Origin of the sequence: Bacillus sp. FSL W8-0770 (assembly GCF_038008705.1) — a bacterium.
In the GTDB taxonomy this organism is placed as follows: domain Bacteria; phylum Bacillota; class Bacilli; order Bacillales; family Bacillaceae_G; genus Bacillus_A; species Bacillus_A cereus.
Genome location: NZ_JBBOZR010000001.1, coordinates 4465650 through 4481123, shown reverse-complemented (window position 1 = coordinate 4481123; position 15474 = coordinate 4465650). Strand labels below are relative to the sequence as shown.

Below are 15474 nucleotides of genomic sequence, written 5' to 3'. Positions count from 1 at the left end.
GGAGTCTGTTAGCCTGTAAATGCTCGAATGGTTCAACTAATAAGGAGTAGGAGAGAAGTCTCCAACTAATTATAGTTTCACTTTATGTAGATGTAGGAGGATTTTTGTATGTCCGATTCGAAATTTCTGCGCGGAACGCTTATTGTTACGCTAGGGACATTTTTAGTAAAGTTCTTAGGCATGATTTACGTCTTTCCGTTTCATGCATTAGTAGGAACAGAAGGCGGAACGCTCTATACATATGGATACATTCCATATACGATCTTTTTAAGTATCGCAACGGCAGGTGTGCCACTTGCTGTTTCAAAATTTGTTTCCAAATATAATGCGCTTGGCGATTATAAAACGAGCCGGAGAATGTTCCGCTCGGGAATGGTTATGATGATAGTAACAGGAGTTCTTTCGTTCCTAGTACTGTACATGACGGCGCCATTGTTTGCAGAAGCGATGCTTGGTAAACAAAGTATACACAATAATGTAGGAGAAGTTACGACGATTATTCGTCTTGTAAGTTTCGCACTTATTGTTGTACCAGCAGCGAGTTTAATTCGTGGTTATTTCCAAGGTCACCAGTCTATGGGACCAACTACCGTTTCACAAATTATTGAACAAATTATTCGTATCGTCTTTTTATTAGCAGGTAGTTTTATCGTTATTAAAGTACTTGGCGGTACAGTTGCAACAGCAGTTGGAGTAGCGACATTTGCTGCGTTCGTTTCAGCGGTTGGAGCACTCGGTGTGTTAATTTGGTACTGGTTAAAACGTAAAAAATATTTGGATCAATATCTAATTGAACAAACTGTACCAGAATCAACAGTAAGCACCGTTCAATTGTTTAAAGAGTTATTTGCATATGCGATTCCTTACGTTGTAATTGGGTTAACAATTCCTTTATATCAACAAATTGATACATTGACATTTAACTCAATTATGCAGGCGATTGGTCAAGGTGATATCGCAGAGCGAGCTCTCGGTATTTTCACAATGTGGACGCATAAGCTAATTATGATTCCTGTATCACTTGCAACAGCGTTTAGTTTAACGCTTGTACCAGCAATTACAAAATCATTTACTGAAAAACAATACCGTTATTTGAAATTACAAATTACACAAACATTCCAGGCGAATATGTTTTTAACATTGCCAGCAGTTGTCGGTATTTCTTCACTGGCATATCCAATTTATACTGCGTTTTACGATTCAGATCCACTAGGTGGACAAGTATTAATGTGGTATGCACCAGTTGCGTTGTTATTCGCTTTATTTACAGTAACAGCGGCAATCCTGCAAGGTATTAACCAGCAGAAGCATGCGATTATTGCGCTTATAATGGGCGTTATTTTGAAATTTGTATGTAACGTAATCTTTATTCGTTATTTCGGTACAGTAGGAGCAATTCTAGCAACAGCAGTTGGTTTCTTAGCTTCTGTTTGGTACACAAATCAACAAATTAAAAAATACGCACACTATTCATTCGGTGTTGTATATAAAAGAACATTCCAAATTGCAGTACTAACACTTATAATGGTCGTTGCTGTAAAACTATCACAATGGCTTCTATCCTTCATGATTTCGCCTGATGGCCGTATGGGTGCTCTTATAACAGTTGCAATTTGTGCAGGTATTGGCGGTCTTGTTTACGGATTGTTAGCAATCCGCACAGGAGTACTTGAAAGAGTATTTGGCGGAGAAGCATTAGATAAAATTCAACGTAAACTTGGTAGTAGATTTAAAATAAAGTTGAAATCAAGAGGGGCGTAATTACGTCCCCTTTTCTATGATAAATAAAGAAGGTGAAAAACGTGAGATTAGATAAATTATTAGCAAATATGGGATATGGAAGTAGAAAAGAAGTAAAGAAATTATTGAAAGACGGCGTTGTGAAAATTGATGGAACGCCAGTAAAAGATGCGAAAGTTCATGTAAATGTAGAAGAGCAAGAAGTTATGATTCACGGTGAAGTTGTGGAATACAAAGAATTTGTTTACTTAATGATGCATAAACCACAAGGTGTTATTTCAGCGACGGAAGATGATAATCATGAAACAGTAATAGATTTATTAGAATTAGAAGATGCAATCTTTGATCCGTTCCCAGTTGGACGACTTGATATCGATACGGAAGGTTTCTTATTGATAACAAATGATGGGAAGTTATCACATCAATTATTATCTCCGAAAAAGCATGTGCCGAAAAAATATTATGCACACGTTGCAGGAGTAGTAACAGAAGAGGATGTAAAAGAGTTTGCTAAAGGTGTTATTTTAGATGATGGCTATGAAACAAAGCCAGGTGCACTTACAATATTGAAAAGCGATGATATTTCTGAAATTGAGCTTGTGATTACGGAAGGGAAATTCCATCAAGTGAAACGTATGTTTGAAGCGGTAGGGAAAAAAGTAGTCTACCTAAAGAGAACAGAGATGGGTCCGTTAGTATTAGATGAAGAACTAGAACTTGGACAATACCGAGAGCTAACAGATGAAGAAGTAGAAATGTTAAAAACATATCAAGTAGATACTGAAAAGTAGTACCTTTATAGGCGCAGAAAAGACCCCTTTCTAATTATTAGAAAGGGGTATGTATTTATTTACATACAATTATTTTTCATTATGAGGTCATTCTCACTTTCTTTCCTGTTGTTGTCCACTTACCGCGGCAAGGGCTATACACGAGTTCATTAAACTGCAACACATTTAGATCACGTTGTATCGTTCGCGGTGTGATCCCGAACTCATCTACAAGGTCTTTCGTCGTTACCGTTCCGTTTTCATTGATGTACATATAAATTGATTTAATGCGTGTTAGCATACGAGTAGTTGTAGGTTTCAAGAGAAAACCACTCCTCTACTAGTTTTTTTGACCCCATTCAGGAAAGAAGGTCGTTACTACCATTGTACTCTACATGATAAAATTCATGCTTTAATCTACTTAAATTTTACAGAAATTTAACAAATATTCATATAGAAAAATATTGGTAGTTGACATTGTATATATGGTCAGTCAACTAACACATAAAATTCTACGTAAAACGCCAAATTCCTGCAAATTTTTTTGGAAAAATAAAAGAAAAACTAATAAGAAATATCTGAAATATTACAATTGTTCGGTATTTAGTTTTCGTGTATGGCATAAGAGATTTCGGTTTGTTATGATGGAAGAAACAATATAGTGAAGGATGGATGCGTGATGTCAGCAATTAATTGGACAGAAGAAGTTGCGAAACGAAAAGATGATTTAATTCGTGATACACAACAATTTTTACAAATTAAAAGTGTATGGGAAGAAGAATCGGCGAAAGAGGGCGCACCATTCGGTGAAGGTGTAGAAAAAGCTTTATCTTTCATGTTACATAAAGGAGAAACTGAAGGTTTTGCTTCTAAAAATTTAGAAGGATATGCAGGTCATCTTGAAATGGGACAAGGAGAAGAGTTAGTAGGCATTCTTTGTCACGTTGATGTTGTACCAGAAGGAGATGGCTGGACGACTCCTGCATATAGTGCGGATATTCGCGATGGAAAGATTTTTGCACGTGGTGCAATTGACGATAAAGGCCCAACGATGGCAGCATATTATGCGATGAAAATTGTGAAAGAATTAGGCTTACCTCTTTCCAAACGTGTTCGTATGATTATAGGAACAGATGAGGAAAGTAATTGGAAATGTGTAGATCACTACTTTAAAAATGAAGAAATGCCAACAATCGGTTTTGCACCAGATGCAGACTTTCCAATTATTAATGCAGAAAAAGGAATTTCTGATATACAAGTTGTGCAAAATGGTAGTAAAGAGAAAAAAGGTACATATGAACTTGTTTCATTTGATTCAGGGCGCCGTTTAAATATGGTTCCTGATTTTGCAGAAGCGGTTATTACAGGAGAAGATGTAAATGCACTTACAGTAGCATATGAAGAGTATTTACAAACTGCTAAAAAAATAGGGAAATCGACTATAGAAGGAAATGCAGTGACGTTGCAAATAGAAGGAATTTCAGCGCACGGATCTACTCCTGAAAAAGGAGAAAATGCAGGTTTATTATTAGCAAACTTCTTAACTACAGTTTCACTTGATGGAAAAGCAACTGCATTTGCGACATTTGCAACAGAAACATTTACTGGTGATATTTTTGGTGAAAAAGCTACTATTGCTTATAAAGATGAAATTAGCGGTCCGTTAACAGTGAATGTCGGTCGCATTTCTTATACGAAAGAAAACGGTGGTAACTTAGGGCTAAACGTACGTTACCCAGTTACAACTAACTTTGAAGAAACAATTGTGAAGTTGAAAGAATATGTTGGTACGCATGGTTTTGAAGTGGCTGACTATTCTAATTCTCGCCCACATCACGTCGATAAAGATCACGTATTAATCCGTACGTTACAACGTGTGTATGAAGAACAAACAGGTGAAAAAGCAGAACTATTAGCAATCGGCGGCGGTACTTATGCTCGTTCATTAAAAGCTGGTGTGGCATTTGGCCCGCTATTCCCTGGAAAAGAAGAACTTGCACATCAAAAAGATGAGTATATCGAAATTGAAGACTTATTAAAAGCAACAGCAATTTACGCACAAGCAATTCATGAATTAGCGAAGTAATGGATATATAAATAATGTCCGCTCTCTATTTTGGAGAGCGGCTTCTTTTTACCTGAATGAGATAAGAAAGAAAAGCAACAATAGAAAGAAGGAGAAGATGTACATGGAACTGCATTATTTTGTCGCAATTACGTTACCGAATCATATAAAAGAAATGCTGTATAACTATAAAAAGGACATGCAAGAGGAATTACAATTTCGTTCATGGGTACATAAAGAAGACTATCATATTACCCTTTCATTTTTAGGGAGTGCAACGGAGGAACAATTAGAGGGAATAAAGAATGGATTACAAACAGTTGCAGAAACAAAAGAACTATCGTTCACGTTACAAGGTTTTTCAACGTTTGGTAGGGAAGATCAGCCCCGTATTTTTTGGGCGAAGGTAAGTGAGAATCACGATTTGTTTCAGTTGCAAAAGCAAGTACATGCCATTTGTGAAGAAAATGGATTTTCTCTAGAAATACGCCCGTATCACCCGCATATTACCGTTGCTCGTAAATGGATAGGAGAAGAAAAGTTTCGTTTAGAAAGTATAAAAGAAGTGCCTGAAATATCATTTCAAGCAGATACAATTACTTTATACGAATCCCACGTGAAAGAAACCCCGAAGTATAAATCGATTGCTGAAATAAAATTACAAAAATAGAATGTTGAAAACGTTTTTTATGCAGGTGAATATACTATAGAGAAGAATGGAGTTACTGTATAGAGTCTTGTTGATAAGAAAAGCCTTATCATTTGCAGATCATTTTATCTCGCCTAATTGGTGAAGGCTAATAATAAGTGAGGATGGAAAAATTTTCTCGCTCATTAAAGTTTCACTTTATTTTAACTTTGAGAATGATGGTGATTTTTTTATGTTGAAAGTAAAACGTCCATTTGATGCCTATTTAGATGAAATGAATAAAATTACAATTTTGCTCCCACATGCGTATGGAACAAGTCGGACATTTCGTTTGCAAGAAGGAAGTAATGTGAAAGATTTACCGATTACTCATACTATTGCGCTTCCAGATGCAACGAAGTATGAGTGCTTTATAGAAGAGCCGCTAGATGTGGGGAAGTATTATACAGTACGAGATGAACGGAATGAAGAAACTGATTTACAAATAGGTGCTGTTATTCGAACAAAAATTTTCGATGAAAAGTATTATTACGAAGGTACAGATTTAGGTGCTGTGTATCAAAAACAAGAAACGACATTTAAAGTATGGGCTCCAACTGCAAGGCTTGCGAAAGTAAGAATTTATAAGAGCGATAAAGAATATACCGATCATGAAATGTACAGGGGAGAAAACGGAGTTTGGATTCAAACATTACAAGGTGATTTAGACGGAGCACGCTATACATTTCTTGTTTGTATTAATTTAATATGGAACGAAGCGGTGGATCCTTACGCAAAGTCAGTGACTGTAAATGGAAAGTATGGCATTGTTATCGATTTAGAAAAGACGACTGTAACGAAACGAGAGCAATTACCACCATTACAAGCAATGACAGATGCCATATTGTATGAATTGCATATTCGTGATGCTACTATTCATCCGAACAGTGGAGTGGGTAAAAAAGGGACGTATAAAGGGCTAATGGAAGAAGGAACAACAGGACGAAATGGGACATTGACAGGTTTGTCTCATATAAAAGATTTAGGCGTTACGCATGTTGAATTATTGCCTTTATATTGTTTCGGTGGTGTGGATGAGGCGAATTCTTCTTCTGCCTATAATTGGGGGTACAATCCATTATATTACAATGCACCAACAGGATATTATGCTACAAACCCCTCTGATCCGTATAACAGGATAGTTGAGTGCAAACAACTAATTGAAACATTTCATGAACAAGGTATTAGGGTGATTATAGATGTTGTATATAATCATGTTTATGAAAGAGAGCTATCATCATTTGAGAAGCTTGTTCCAGGATATTATTTTCGTCATGGTGAAGATGGTATGCCTTCTAATGGGACGGGAGTCGGAAATGATATAGCGTCTGAACGGAAAATGATGAGGAAATTCATTGTAGAGTCTATTTTATATTGGCTTACTGAATACAATGTCGATGGATTCCGATTCGACTTAATGGGAATTTTAGATATTGATACAATGAATATGATAGAGAAAGAAGTGCGAAACATAAAACGAGATGCTTTGTTATTAGGAGAAGGATGGGATTTACAAACACCGCTTCCTCTTGAGGAAAAAGCAACGTTAAATAATGCGAAGAAAATGCCACATATCGCACAGTTTAATGATCAATTTCGTGATGGGATAAAAGGGAGTACATTTCATATAAATAAGCGTGGTTTTGCATTTGGTGGGCATGTAGACTGTAATCATTTGCAGTATATTGCAGCAGGAAGTCTTTTAAGTATGAAAGAAACAGGGTTGTTTTTAGAGCCGGCGCAAAGCATTAACTATGTAGAATGTCATGATAATATGACGATGTGGGATAAACTAGTGCGCAGTAATGAAGAATCAGAAACGATTTTGAAAAAACGTCACCTATTAGCGAGCGCAATGGTTATTCTTTCACAAGGCATTCCTTTCTTACACGCAGGGCAAGAGTTTTATCGTACGAAGAAAGGAAATGAAAATAGTTATAATGCAAATGATGAGATCAATCAATTAGATTGGGATCAAAAAGAGAAAGAGATAGAAACCGTTAACTATATAAAAGGTTTAATTGCGATTCGTAAAGAGCATGGGGCATTCCGATTACAAAATGCAGACCTTATAAAAAAACATATGACTTTTTTACAAACATCTACAGAAGTACTTGCATATCACCTAGAGCATGCAGAATCGTTTGGGCCGTGGAAAGAGATTATCGTCTTATTTAATAGCGGTTTAGAAGCTAAAACTGTGCAACTTCCGAAAGAAGCAACGTGGCATGTGTTAGTAAACGAAAACGAAGCGAAAATAGAGCCAATTTCTTCATTTAGAGGAAAGGAACTTAGGCTCGCTCCAATTAGCACGTATATATTGACGATAATGTGACAAATCGCTACTTGACGATGAGAATGTAATAAATGTAGAATTGACAAAGGTGACGATTTTGATAAGTTGTCATTCTATGACAGGTTTTGTAAAATAAAATAGAGGATTTTTGGCTTAGGCTAATTTTTCTTTTCATTTACAGTAAAATATATGAATCCACAACATGTGTAGAAATGTTGCGGTTTTTCTTTTCATAACTATAAAAGATAAGGATTTGTTAACGGGTAATGAATATGGAATGGTTGGAACAATTATTAGGAAAAGAGTGGAGTCTTGTACCGGCTGGTGGAGTAACGGGCGATGCATATATTGCGCAAAACGGACAACAGAAGTTATTTTTAAAGCGGAATACATCGCCCTTTTTAGCGGTATTGTCAGCAGAAGGAATTGTTCCAAAATTACTTTGGACAAGAAGGGTAACGAATGGTGATGTAATTTCTGCTCAAAAATGGCTTCCGGGACAGAAGCTAGAGCCAGAGGATATGAAACTAGAACGTGTTGCGAAACTTTTGAAGAAAATACACTCCTCTAAAGCGCTTGTACAGATGATTCAAAGACTTGGGAAGCAGCCGCTTCACGCACAAGAGTTATTACAACAACTGCAACTCGTTTTAAGAGGAGATATAAGGGATGATGAAACAATTCAGCAAGGCCTTCAATATTTAATGGATTCATTAAAAGCTATTGAATACAATGAATTCGTTGTATGCCATTGTGATGTAAACCATAACAACTGGCTATTGTCGGATGAAGATGAATTGTTTTTAATTGATTGGGATGGAGCTGTAATTGCTGACCCAGCTCTAGACCTCGGTATGTTATTATATTGGTACATTCCGCGCCAGGAGTGGAGTGAGTGGCTCGGTTATTATGATATTGAAATGGATGAATCGCTGCTTAGGCGTATGAGATGGTATGTGATAGCACAAACGATTTTGTCTATTCAATGGCATACAACAAAAAAACAGCAAGCAGAAGCTGAATATTGGCATCAATATTTACAGCAACTACTTGCTTCAGAATAATACTTAAGAAAAATTGTCCATTCCAGCAATCCACTGAGTGAGTTGTTCTTGATTATTGGAAATATGGTTGTCCAAATTAGAGGAAGATTTACCCGATTGACTATAAGAATATACATCGTTTAGCATTGTTTTAGCGTCACTACTTATATTATCGTTTGCGAGTAACGATTGAATGAGGCGCTCTAATTGCTCGCATTCTGAAACTGTCCCGCAGCAATCACTTTGGTGGTTGACTAAAATATCTTTCAGCACTTCTAATTGATGTTGTTGATTAATTGGCATGAACGGATCATCCTTTCGATTGTTTTTCTCTTCAAATGTAAGAGAAAAAGCTGTTTCGTCATGGAATGTTTAATGCTGTATGTAGTTTTTATCAAAATGGTACATCTTATACTTGAAAGAAACGGACCGAGTGCTCGTACGTACTTGGTTTTTTGTTTGGTAGATTGATTAAAAAAAGAAAGAAGGAATTATTCCTTTAAAATAGTTTTGTAAAGAGAGGGAGACATCTATGCGTTTAAGACATAAACCATATGCAATGGATCGAATTAACGAGTATTCACATATCGTAATCGGAAACCCAGAGGAGCGCGCTGGTAACTGGAAAGAAGTATTTGGAAATGAACAACCAATTCATATTGAAGTAGGTACAGGTCGTGGCCGCTTTATGTATGATATGGCAAAAGCGAATCCACATATTAATTATATTGGAATTGAAAAATTCACAAGTGTTGTTGTAGATGCACTTGATAAATTAATTGAAGAAGAAGTGCCGAACTTAAAGTTAATTAATAAAGATGCTGAAGATTTAACAGTTTTCTTTGCAAAAGGTGAGATTGATCGCGTTTATTTAAACTTCTCAGATCCATGGCCAAAGAAGCGTCATACGAAGCGTCGTTTAACGTATAAAACGTTTTTACGTAATTACGAAGAAGTGTTAGTAGAAGGTGGAGAAATTCATTTCAAAACAGATAACCAAGGTTTATTTGAATATTCTCTTATGAGTATGGCTGAGTATGGTATGTTACTAACTTACTTAAGCTTAGATCTTCATAACAGCGACTTTGAAGGTAACATCATGACTGAATACGAAGAGAAATTCTCTAGTAAAGGTCATCGTATTTACCGAGTTGAAGCAAAATATCGTACAGAGCCTATGCAGTAATGCATAGGTTTTTTATATCTAAAATAATCAGAATTTTATGTTAAGATTAATTGAAAGGGGGATGTGTAATGGAACAGTTACAAATTGGAGATATAAAAGTAACGTGGTTAAAAGGCGGAAATACACATTTAGATGGAGGGGCAATGTTTGGTGTTGTGCCGAAAGTACTTTGGTCACGTAAATATAAACATAATGACACAAATCATATTTACTTACGAACAGATCCGTTACTTTTACAAACGAAAGATGGAAATATGCTCATTGATTCAGGAATAGGAAACGGTAAATTGAATGAGAAGATGAAGCGGAATCAAGGTGTAACAGAAGAATCATCGGTTTATGAATCATTAGAAAAACTAGGATTAAAGCCAGAAGATATTCACTATGTTTTAATGACGCACCTTCATTTTGATCATGCATCTGGTTTAACAAAATGGGAAGGTGATCACCTTGTACCAGCGTTTCCGAACGCGAAAGTTTACGTAAGTGAAACAGAGTGGAATGAAATGAGGAACCCAAATATTAGATCCCGTAATACATATTGGAAGGAAAATTGGGAGCCGATTGTAGATCAAGTTGTTACGTTCCAGCAAGAAATAGAAATTACAGATGAAATAAAAATGGTGCATACAGGTGGTCATAGTGATGGACATGCAGTTATTGCTTTAGAAAGCCATGGGGAAACGATGCTTCATTTAGCAGACCTATTACCGACGCACGCACATCAAAATGTATTATGGGTAATGGCATACGACGATTATCCGATGACCTCGATTGAAAATAAACAAAAGTGGATGAAGTATGGTGCTGAAAAAGAGGCATGGTTTACGTTTTACCATGACGCATATTATCGCGCTGTGAAGTGGAATGAGGAAGGGCATATCGTAGAAAAAGTAGAACGGAAAACGAGTATAGAAGCATAAAAATAGGAGGTTGTTCCATCATATTTATTGGAGCAGCCTCTTTTTTATTGTCGGGTTTTGTCGGTAAGTCGATATATTTAAACAAACGCTGATATAATTGGGAAATCGCTGATATAAATTGAGTTGCGCCGATATAATTGGGAAATCGCTGATATAAATTGAGCTGCGCCGATATAATTGGGAAATCGCTGATATAAATTGAGTTGCGCCGATATAATTGGGAAATCGCTGATATAAATTGAGTTGCGCCGATATAATTGGGAAATCGCTGATATAAATTGAGCTGCGCCGATATATTCGGAAAATCGCTGATATAATTTTAATCAATACCCGCAATTTCAAAAAAATAAGAGGTTCACCTAATGGGAACCCTCCTTTTTATGCTGCTATAACCTCTAAAACAGTACCTGTTTTAGCATCAACTAAAAATTCAAATCGTTCTTGTATATCATTTAACATTGTTGTAAGACCGCCGCGATAAACTTCATATGCGACATCATATTTTTCAAATGTCTCTGGAACCATATGTACCCAAGAGCCAGTAATTTCACCTTTATGACTTAATGCTTGTTTCACCATTTTCAATGCTTTTTCTGAAGAAATATGGGATTGTTCTTGTACTTTGTTTGCAACGAGATAACCAGCTGCGAACCCAACGCCAAGACCTGCTACTAAACCTTTCCAGCTCATATATTCACCTCAATTCTATAAAATAAAAATAGTGTACCGATAATAATTATAAAGCAAATACAGCTAAAAAAGAAGAAACTAGAAACATTTCGAAAATTTCGTTACAATAAAAGGGGTATTCTACTAAGGTTTGAAAGAAGGGGACTTCGTGAATAAAGAGACATTACAATTATTTCGTACGTTAACAGAATTACAAGGTGCATCAGGTTTTGAACATAATGTACGCCGTTTTATGAAACAAGAATTAAGCAAATATGCGGATGAAATTGTACAAGACGGTTTAGGGAGCGTATTTGGTCTGAAAAAAGGGGACGAAACTGGCCCGCGTGTTCTTGTAGCAGGTCATATGGATGAAGTAGGTTTCATGATTACGCAAATTACGAAAAACGGAATGCTTCGTTTTCAAACGTTAGGCGGATGGTGGAGTCAAGTTCTATTAGCACAGCGTGTACAAGTTATGACGAAGAATGGTCCTGTTATTGGGGTTGTTGGTTCTATTCCTCCTCATTTATTAAGTGACGCGCAACGTGCAAAACCGATGGATATAAAAAATATGTTAATTGATATAGGTGCAGATAGTTATGAAGATGCGATTGAAATTGGTGTAAAACCAGGACAACAAATCGTGCCGATTTGCCCATTCACGCCGATGGCAAACGAAAAGAAAATTATGGCGAAAGCTTGGGACAACCGTTACGGATGTGGCCTTGCAATCGAATTGTTAAAAGAATTAAAAGATGAAACATTACCAAACACATTATACTCTGGTGCTACTGTACAAGAAGAAGTAGGTCTCCGCGGAGCGCAAACAGCTGCAAATATGATTCAACCAGACATTTTTTATGCGCTTGATGCAAGTCCAGCAAACGATGCATCTGGTGACAAAACGCAGTTCGGTCAATTAGGAAAAGGTGCTCTTCTTCGTATTTATGATCGCACGATGGTAACACATAGAGGGATGCGCGAATTCATTTTAGATACAGCAGAAACAAACAACATTCCGTACCAATACTTTATTTCACAAGGTGGTACAGATGCGGGCCGTGTACATACAAGTAACTCTGGTATCCCATCAGCAGTAATTGGTGTTTGTGCACGCTATATTCATACACATGCTTCAATTTTACATGTTGATGATTATGCAGCGGCGAAAGAATTAATTACGAAGCTTGTAAGAACAACAGATAAAACGACGTTAGAGACAATTAAGAATAACGCGTAGAAGAAAGGGCTAAAAGCTCTTTCTTTTTTTAGGTAGGAGAGATGACCCAGCGGTGTGTGGTGGCGGTCAGTGCCTAATGGATGCTCGAATGATGTGTGAAGACCGCGCGTAGGAAGAAAGAGGAAGCCTGTTTTTGTGTCTAGGACCAGTAATATTGTGGAAAGCCACCTTCTTTTATAGGTAGAAGGGATTCCCTGGTGGTATGTGATAGTGGTTGGTACTTAATTCGTGCCGAAGCGGATATTAGAATAGAATGAAGAATTTTTATAGAGGTGAACGAAATGAAAGTAGTAGTTGGATCAAAGAATAAAACGAAGGTTGGCGCTGTGGAGAAGGTTTGGAAAGATGCTGAAATTACATCTCTTTCTGTTCCGTCAGGAGTATCAGCTCAGCCTTTCTCAGATGAAGAGACGATGCAAGGAGCGATTAATAGAGCGAAGCGAGCGCTAGAGGAAGGAGAAGCTCCAATTGGTATTGGGCTAGAAGGCGGCGTAATGAAAACGGAGCACGGTTTATTTATGTGTAACTGGGGCGCGCTAGCAACAAGTGATGGGAAAGTATTTGTGGCCGGAGGAGCGCGTATTACATTACCAGACGATTTTTTAGCACCTCTTGAAGATGGTAAGGAATTAAGCGAAGTGATGGAAGAGTTTGTGCAGCGAAAAGATATTCGTAGTCACGAAGGTGCGATCGGTATTTTTACAGAGGATTATGTCGATCGTACGGAATTATTTGTACACGTTGTTAAGTTGTTAGTTGGGCAATATAAGTATGACAAAAAGCAAGCATAAACCTTGCACCATGCGCGATGTATGGTAGTATAAAAGAAAGATTATAACATGAAAAATGCACTCGTTAGAGGAGGAAATATAGATGAAGTCATTAGAAAGCATGGAGCAATTCCAACAGTTAAAAAATGAAGAGAATGTAGTCTTTATGTTCTCAGCAGAATGGTGCCCAGACTGCCGCTTTGTAGATCCATTTATGCCAGAAGTAGAAGAGAAATATAGTGATTTCTCATTTTACTATGTAGATCGCGATGAGTTTATTGATCTATGTGTAAAATTAGACGTATTTGGCATTCCGAGCTTTGTAGCGTACAATAAAGGTGAAGAAACTGGTCGCTATGTAAACAAAGATCGTAAAACACAAGAACAAATCGAAGAGTTCATTGAAGGTTTAAAATAAGGCAATTTGCCAATTGAATTGTAAAACAACCTCTACCTTCGCGGGGGAGGTTATTTTTTTGGAAGGGAGGAAAAAAGAGATGAAGATGACAAGTAAAAAGATGAAAGATGAGTTAATAAAGAAATTATCTCGCCCAGAATGGGACTTTCAGTATGATAGTGAGAAAGAAGTTTTACGTATTGAACAAAAAGACTCCAAAAAAGGTATTAACGTATCGCTTCCAGGAGTTGTGGCAAAATGGGAAGTGAACAAAGAAAAGGCAATTGAAGAAGTTGCTTATTACGTACAAGAAGCGCTAATTGCGATGCATAAAGAAGAAAATAGCGGAGCGAAAATTTTACCTGTTATTCGCTCTACTTCTTTCCCGAAACAAGCAGAAGAAGGAAATCCGTTTATTATGACGGATCATACGGCGGAAACACGTATTTACTATGCGTTAGATTCGAATAAAACGTATCGACTAATTGATGAGCGTCTATTACAAAAATTAGAACTTACAGAACAGCAAGTGCGTGAAATGGCATTATTCAACGCACGCTCATTAGGTTATGAATTTAAACAAGACACAGTAGCGGGTAATACATTCTACTTTTTAAACACAAATGATGGGTATGACGCGACTCGTATTTTAAACGAATCGTTACTACAATCGATGCGTGAAAAGATTTCTGGTGACATGGTTGTTGCTGTTCCTCACCAAGATGTATTAATTATTGCTGATATCGTCAACGAAATCGGTTATGATATTATTGCACAAATGACAATGAAATTTTTTGCCGAAGGGCATGTTCCGATTACATCACTTTCATTCGTATATGAAGATGGAGAATTTGAACCAATCTTTATTTTAGCGAAAAATCGGAAGAAGACAGATGGAAAAGAGAAAGGATGAACGAAGTGAACGTTTTTTACAACCTTGAAGGAATTGGTGACACTTTAATTGTTGCCTTACAAGATATTACTTTAGAGAACCGTACTTTTGATCGCAAAGGAGATGTTGCACGCGTATACGATCGTGAAAGCAACGAGACAGCAGGATTCAACATCTTTAATGCATCTTCTTACTTAGAAGTAAAAGAAACAGGCAACCTTACATTAACGAAAGAGCTTGTAGAGAAAATCAACGAAATTTTAGCGAAGAACGGCTTTGAAGAAACAGTAGAAGCAGATCTTTCTCCGAAATTTGTTGTAGGCTATGTAGCTGAAAAAGAGAAACATCCAAATGCTGATAAGCTAAACATTTGTAAAGTAGAAATCGGTACAGAAACATTACAAATCGTATGTGGCGCACCAAACGTTGATGCAGGACAAAAAGTTGTCGTTGCAAAAATTGGTGCTGTAATGCCAAGTGGTATGTTAATTAAACCAGCAGAACTTCGCGGTGTTCCTTCTTCTGGAATGATCTGCTCTGCACGTGAATTAGAGCTTCCAGACGCTCCACAAGAGAAAGGTATTCTTGTATTAGAAGATAGCTTTGAAGTTGGACAAGAGTTCAAATTTTAATTGATATAAGAAAAGAGAGGTTGTCCTTTTGGACAGCCTCTCTTTTTTTACATTCATTGTTGGTAATTCGAAATTTCATGTTGAATCGTTGATATATTGAGAGTAGTGATAGATATATTCAAAAAATTGTTAATATGATAAGGATGTCACCTTTTTTCTT

The 15474-nt window shown here is 36.8% G+C and carries 16 protein-coding genes; 13 read left to right on the top strand and 3 right to left on the bottom strand.

The genetic code is table 11. The annotated features are described in order from the left end of the window. The first annotated feature begins 108 nt into the window (after nucleotides 1-108). Together NST27_RS23070 and NST27_RS23065 are read left to right on the top strand one after the other, a co-directional pair. Nucleotides 109-1761, top strand: a complete 1653-nt coding sequence (locus NST27_RS23070; protein ID WP_001284030.1) for a putative polysaccharide biosynthesis protein — start codon at nucleotides 109-111, stop codon at nucleotides 1759-1761. Nucleotides 1762-1802: 41 nt separating this feature from the next. Continuing rightward, nucleotides 1803-2531 (top strand): pseudouridine synthase, encoded by a 729-nt coding sequence (locus NST27_RS23065; RefSeq protein ID WP_001234947.1) that lies wholly within the window; start codon nucleotides 1803-1805, stop codon nucleotides 2529-2531. A gap of 79 nt (nucleotides 2532-2610) precedes the next feature. Here the strand turns inward: NST27_RS23065 and NST27_RS23060 are convergent, their stop codons facing one another. Then, entirely contained in the window at nucleotides 2611-2832 is a 222-nt protein-coding gene (locus tag NST27_RS23060; RefSeq protein ID WP_000805512.1) for a DeoR family transcriptional regulator, read from the bottom strand. 357 nt (nucleotides 2833-3189) lie between these two features. Between NST27_RS23060 and pepV the strand changes: the two genes are divergently transcribed. The 4 genes from pepV (at nucleotide 3190) to NST27_RS23040 (ending at nucleotide 8623) form a co-directional block, all read left to right on the top strand. Next, on the top strand, nucleotides 3190-4596 hold the full coding sequence (gene pepV, locus NST27_RS23055; RefSeq protein ID WP_047386999.1) for a dipeptidase PepV: 1407 nt from the start codon (nucleotides 3190-3192) through the stop codon (nucleotides 4594-4596). 103 nt (nucleotides 4597-4699) lie between these two features. Further along, a complete protein-coding gene (gene thpR / locus NST27_RS23050) occupies nucleotides 4700-5245 on the top strand; it encodes an RNA 2',3'-cyclic phosphodiesterase (RefSeq protein ID WP_000418996.1) in 546 nt (181 codons plus the stop codon). Nucleotides 5246-5456: 211 nt separating this feature from the next. Next, nucleotides 5457-7598, top strand: coding sequence for a type I pullulanase (gene pulA, locus NST27_RS23045; RefSeq protein WP_047386996.1), 2142 nt, complete (start codon nucleotides 5457-5459; stop codon nucleotides 7596-7598). A gap of 227 nt (nucleotides 7599-7825) precedes the next feature. Beyond that, nucleotides 7826-8623 (top strand): phosphotransferase family protein, encoded by a 798-nt coding sequence (locus NST27_RS23040; RefSeq protein ID WP_001986674.1) that lies wholly within the window; start codon nucleotides 7826-7828, stop codon nucleotides 8621-8623. A 3-nt stretch (nucleotides 8624-8626) separates the two neighbouring features. Here NST27_RS23040 and NST27_RS23035 read toward each other — a convergent pair whose 3' ends face one another. Further along, on the bottom strand, nucleotides 8627-8905 hold the full coding sequence (locus NST27_RS23035; RefSeq protein ID WP_001122235.1) for a YtzH-like family protein: 279 nt from the start codon (nucleotides 8903-8905) through the stop codon (nucleotides 8627-8629). A 229-nt stretch (nucleotides 8906-9134) separates the two neighbouring features. On the opposite strand from NST27_RS23035, the gene trmB reads away from it, so the two are divergent. Together trmB and NST27_RS23025 are read left to right on the top strand one after the other, a co-directional pair. After that, nucleotides 9135-9788, top strand: a complete 654-nt coding sequence (trmB, locus tag NST27_RS23030) for a tRNA (guanosine(46)-N7)-methyltransferase TrmB (protein ID WP_001239383.1) — start codon at nucleotides 9135-9137, stop codon at nucleotides 9786-9788. A gap of 68 nt (nucleotides 9789-9856) precedes the next feature. Then, a complete protein-coding gene (locus NST27_RS23025) occupies nucleotides 9857-10711 on the top strand; it encodes a YtnP family quorum-quenching lactonase (protein ID WP_000436862.1) in 855 nt (284 codons plus the stop codon). A 378-nt stretch (nucleotides 10712-11089) separates the two neighbouring features. Here the strand turns inward: NST27_RS23025 and NST27_RS23020 are convergent, their stop codons facing one another. Then, nucleotides 11090-11401 (bottom strand): PepSY domain-containing protein, encoded by a 312-nt coding sequence (locus tag NST27_RS23020; RefSeq protein ID WP_000118543.1) that lies wholly within the window; start codon nucleotides 11399-11401, stop codon nucleotides 11090-11092. Nucleotides 11402-11549: 148 nt separating this feature from the next. Between NST27_RS23020 and NST27_RS23015 the strand changes: the two genes are divergently transcribed. The 5 genes from NST27_RS23015 to ytpR all read left to right on the top strand — a co-directional run bounded on the left by NST27_RS23015 (nucleotide 11550) and on the right by ytpR (nucleotide 15314). Further along, nucleotides 11550-12623 carry a M42 family metallopeptidase gene (locus tag NST27_RS23015; protein WP_001986690.1) on the top strand — a complete coding sequence of 358 codons (1074 nt, stop codon included), beginning with the start codon at nucleotides 11550-11552 and terminating at the stop codon, nucleotides 12621-12623. Nucleotides 12624-12904: 281 nt separating this feature from the next. Next, on the top strand, nucleotides 12905-13414 hold the full coding sequence (locus NST27_RS23010; RefSeq protein ID WP_047386993.1) for a DUF84 family protein: 510 nt from the start codon (nucleotides 12905-12907) through the stop codon (nucleotides 13412-13414). Between the two features lie 82 nt (nucleotides 13415-13496). Next, nucleotides 13497-13811 (top strand): thioredoxin family protein, encoded by a 315-nt coding sequence (locus NST27_RS23005; protein ID WP_000838193.1) that lies wholly within the window; start codon nucleotides 13497-13499, stop codon nucleotides 13809-13811. A 79-nt stretch (nucleotides 13812-13890) separates the two neighbouring features. After that, nucleotides 13891-14703 carry a DUF1444 domain-containing protein gene (locus NST27_RS23000; RefSeq protein ID WP_000784588.1) on the top strand — a complete coding sequence of 271 codons (813 nt, stop codon included), beginning with the start codon at nucleotides 13891-13893 and terminating at the stop codon, nucleotides 14701-14703. Further along, nucleotides 14700-15314: a YtpR family tRNA-binding protein gene (ytpR, locus tag NST27_RS22995; RefSeq protein ID WP_001006761.1), complete on the top strand. Its 615-nt coding sequence runs from the start codon at nucleotides 14700-14702 to the stop codon at nucleotides 15312-15314. Before NST27_RS23000 ends, ytpR begins: the two co-directional genes overlap by 4 nt. Nucleotides 15315-15474 lie beyond the last annotated feature (160 nt).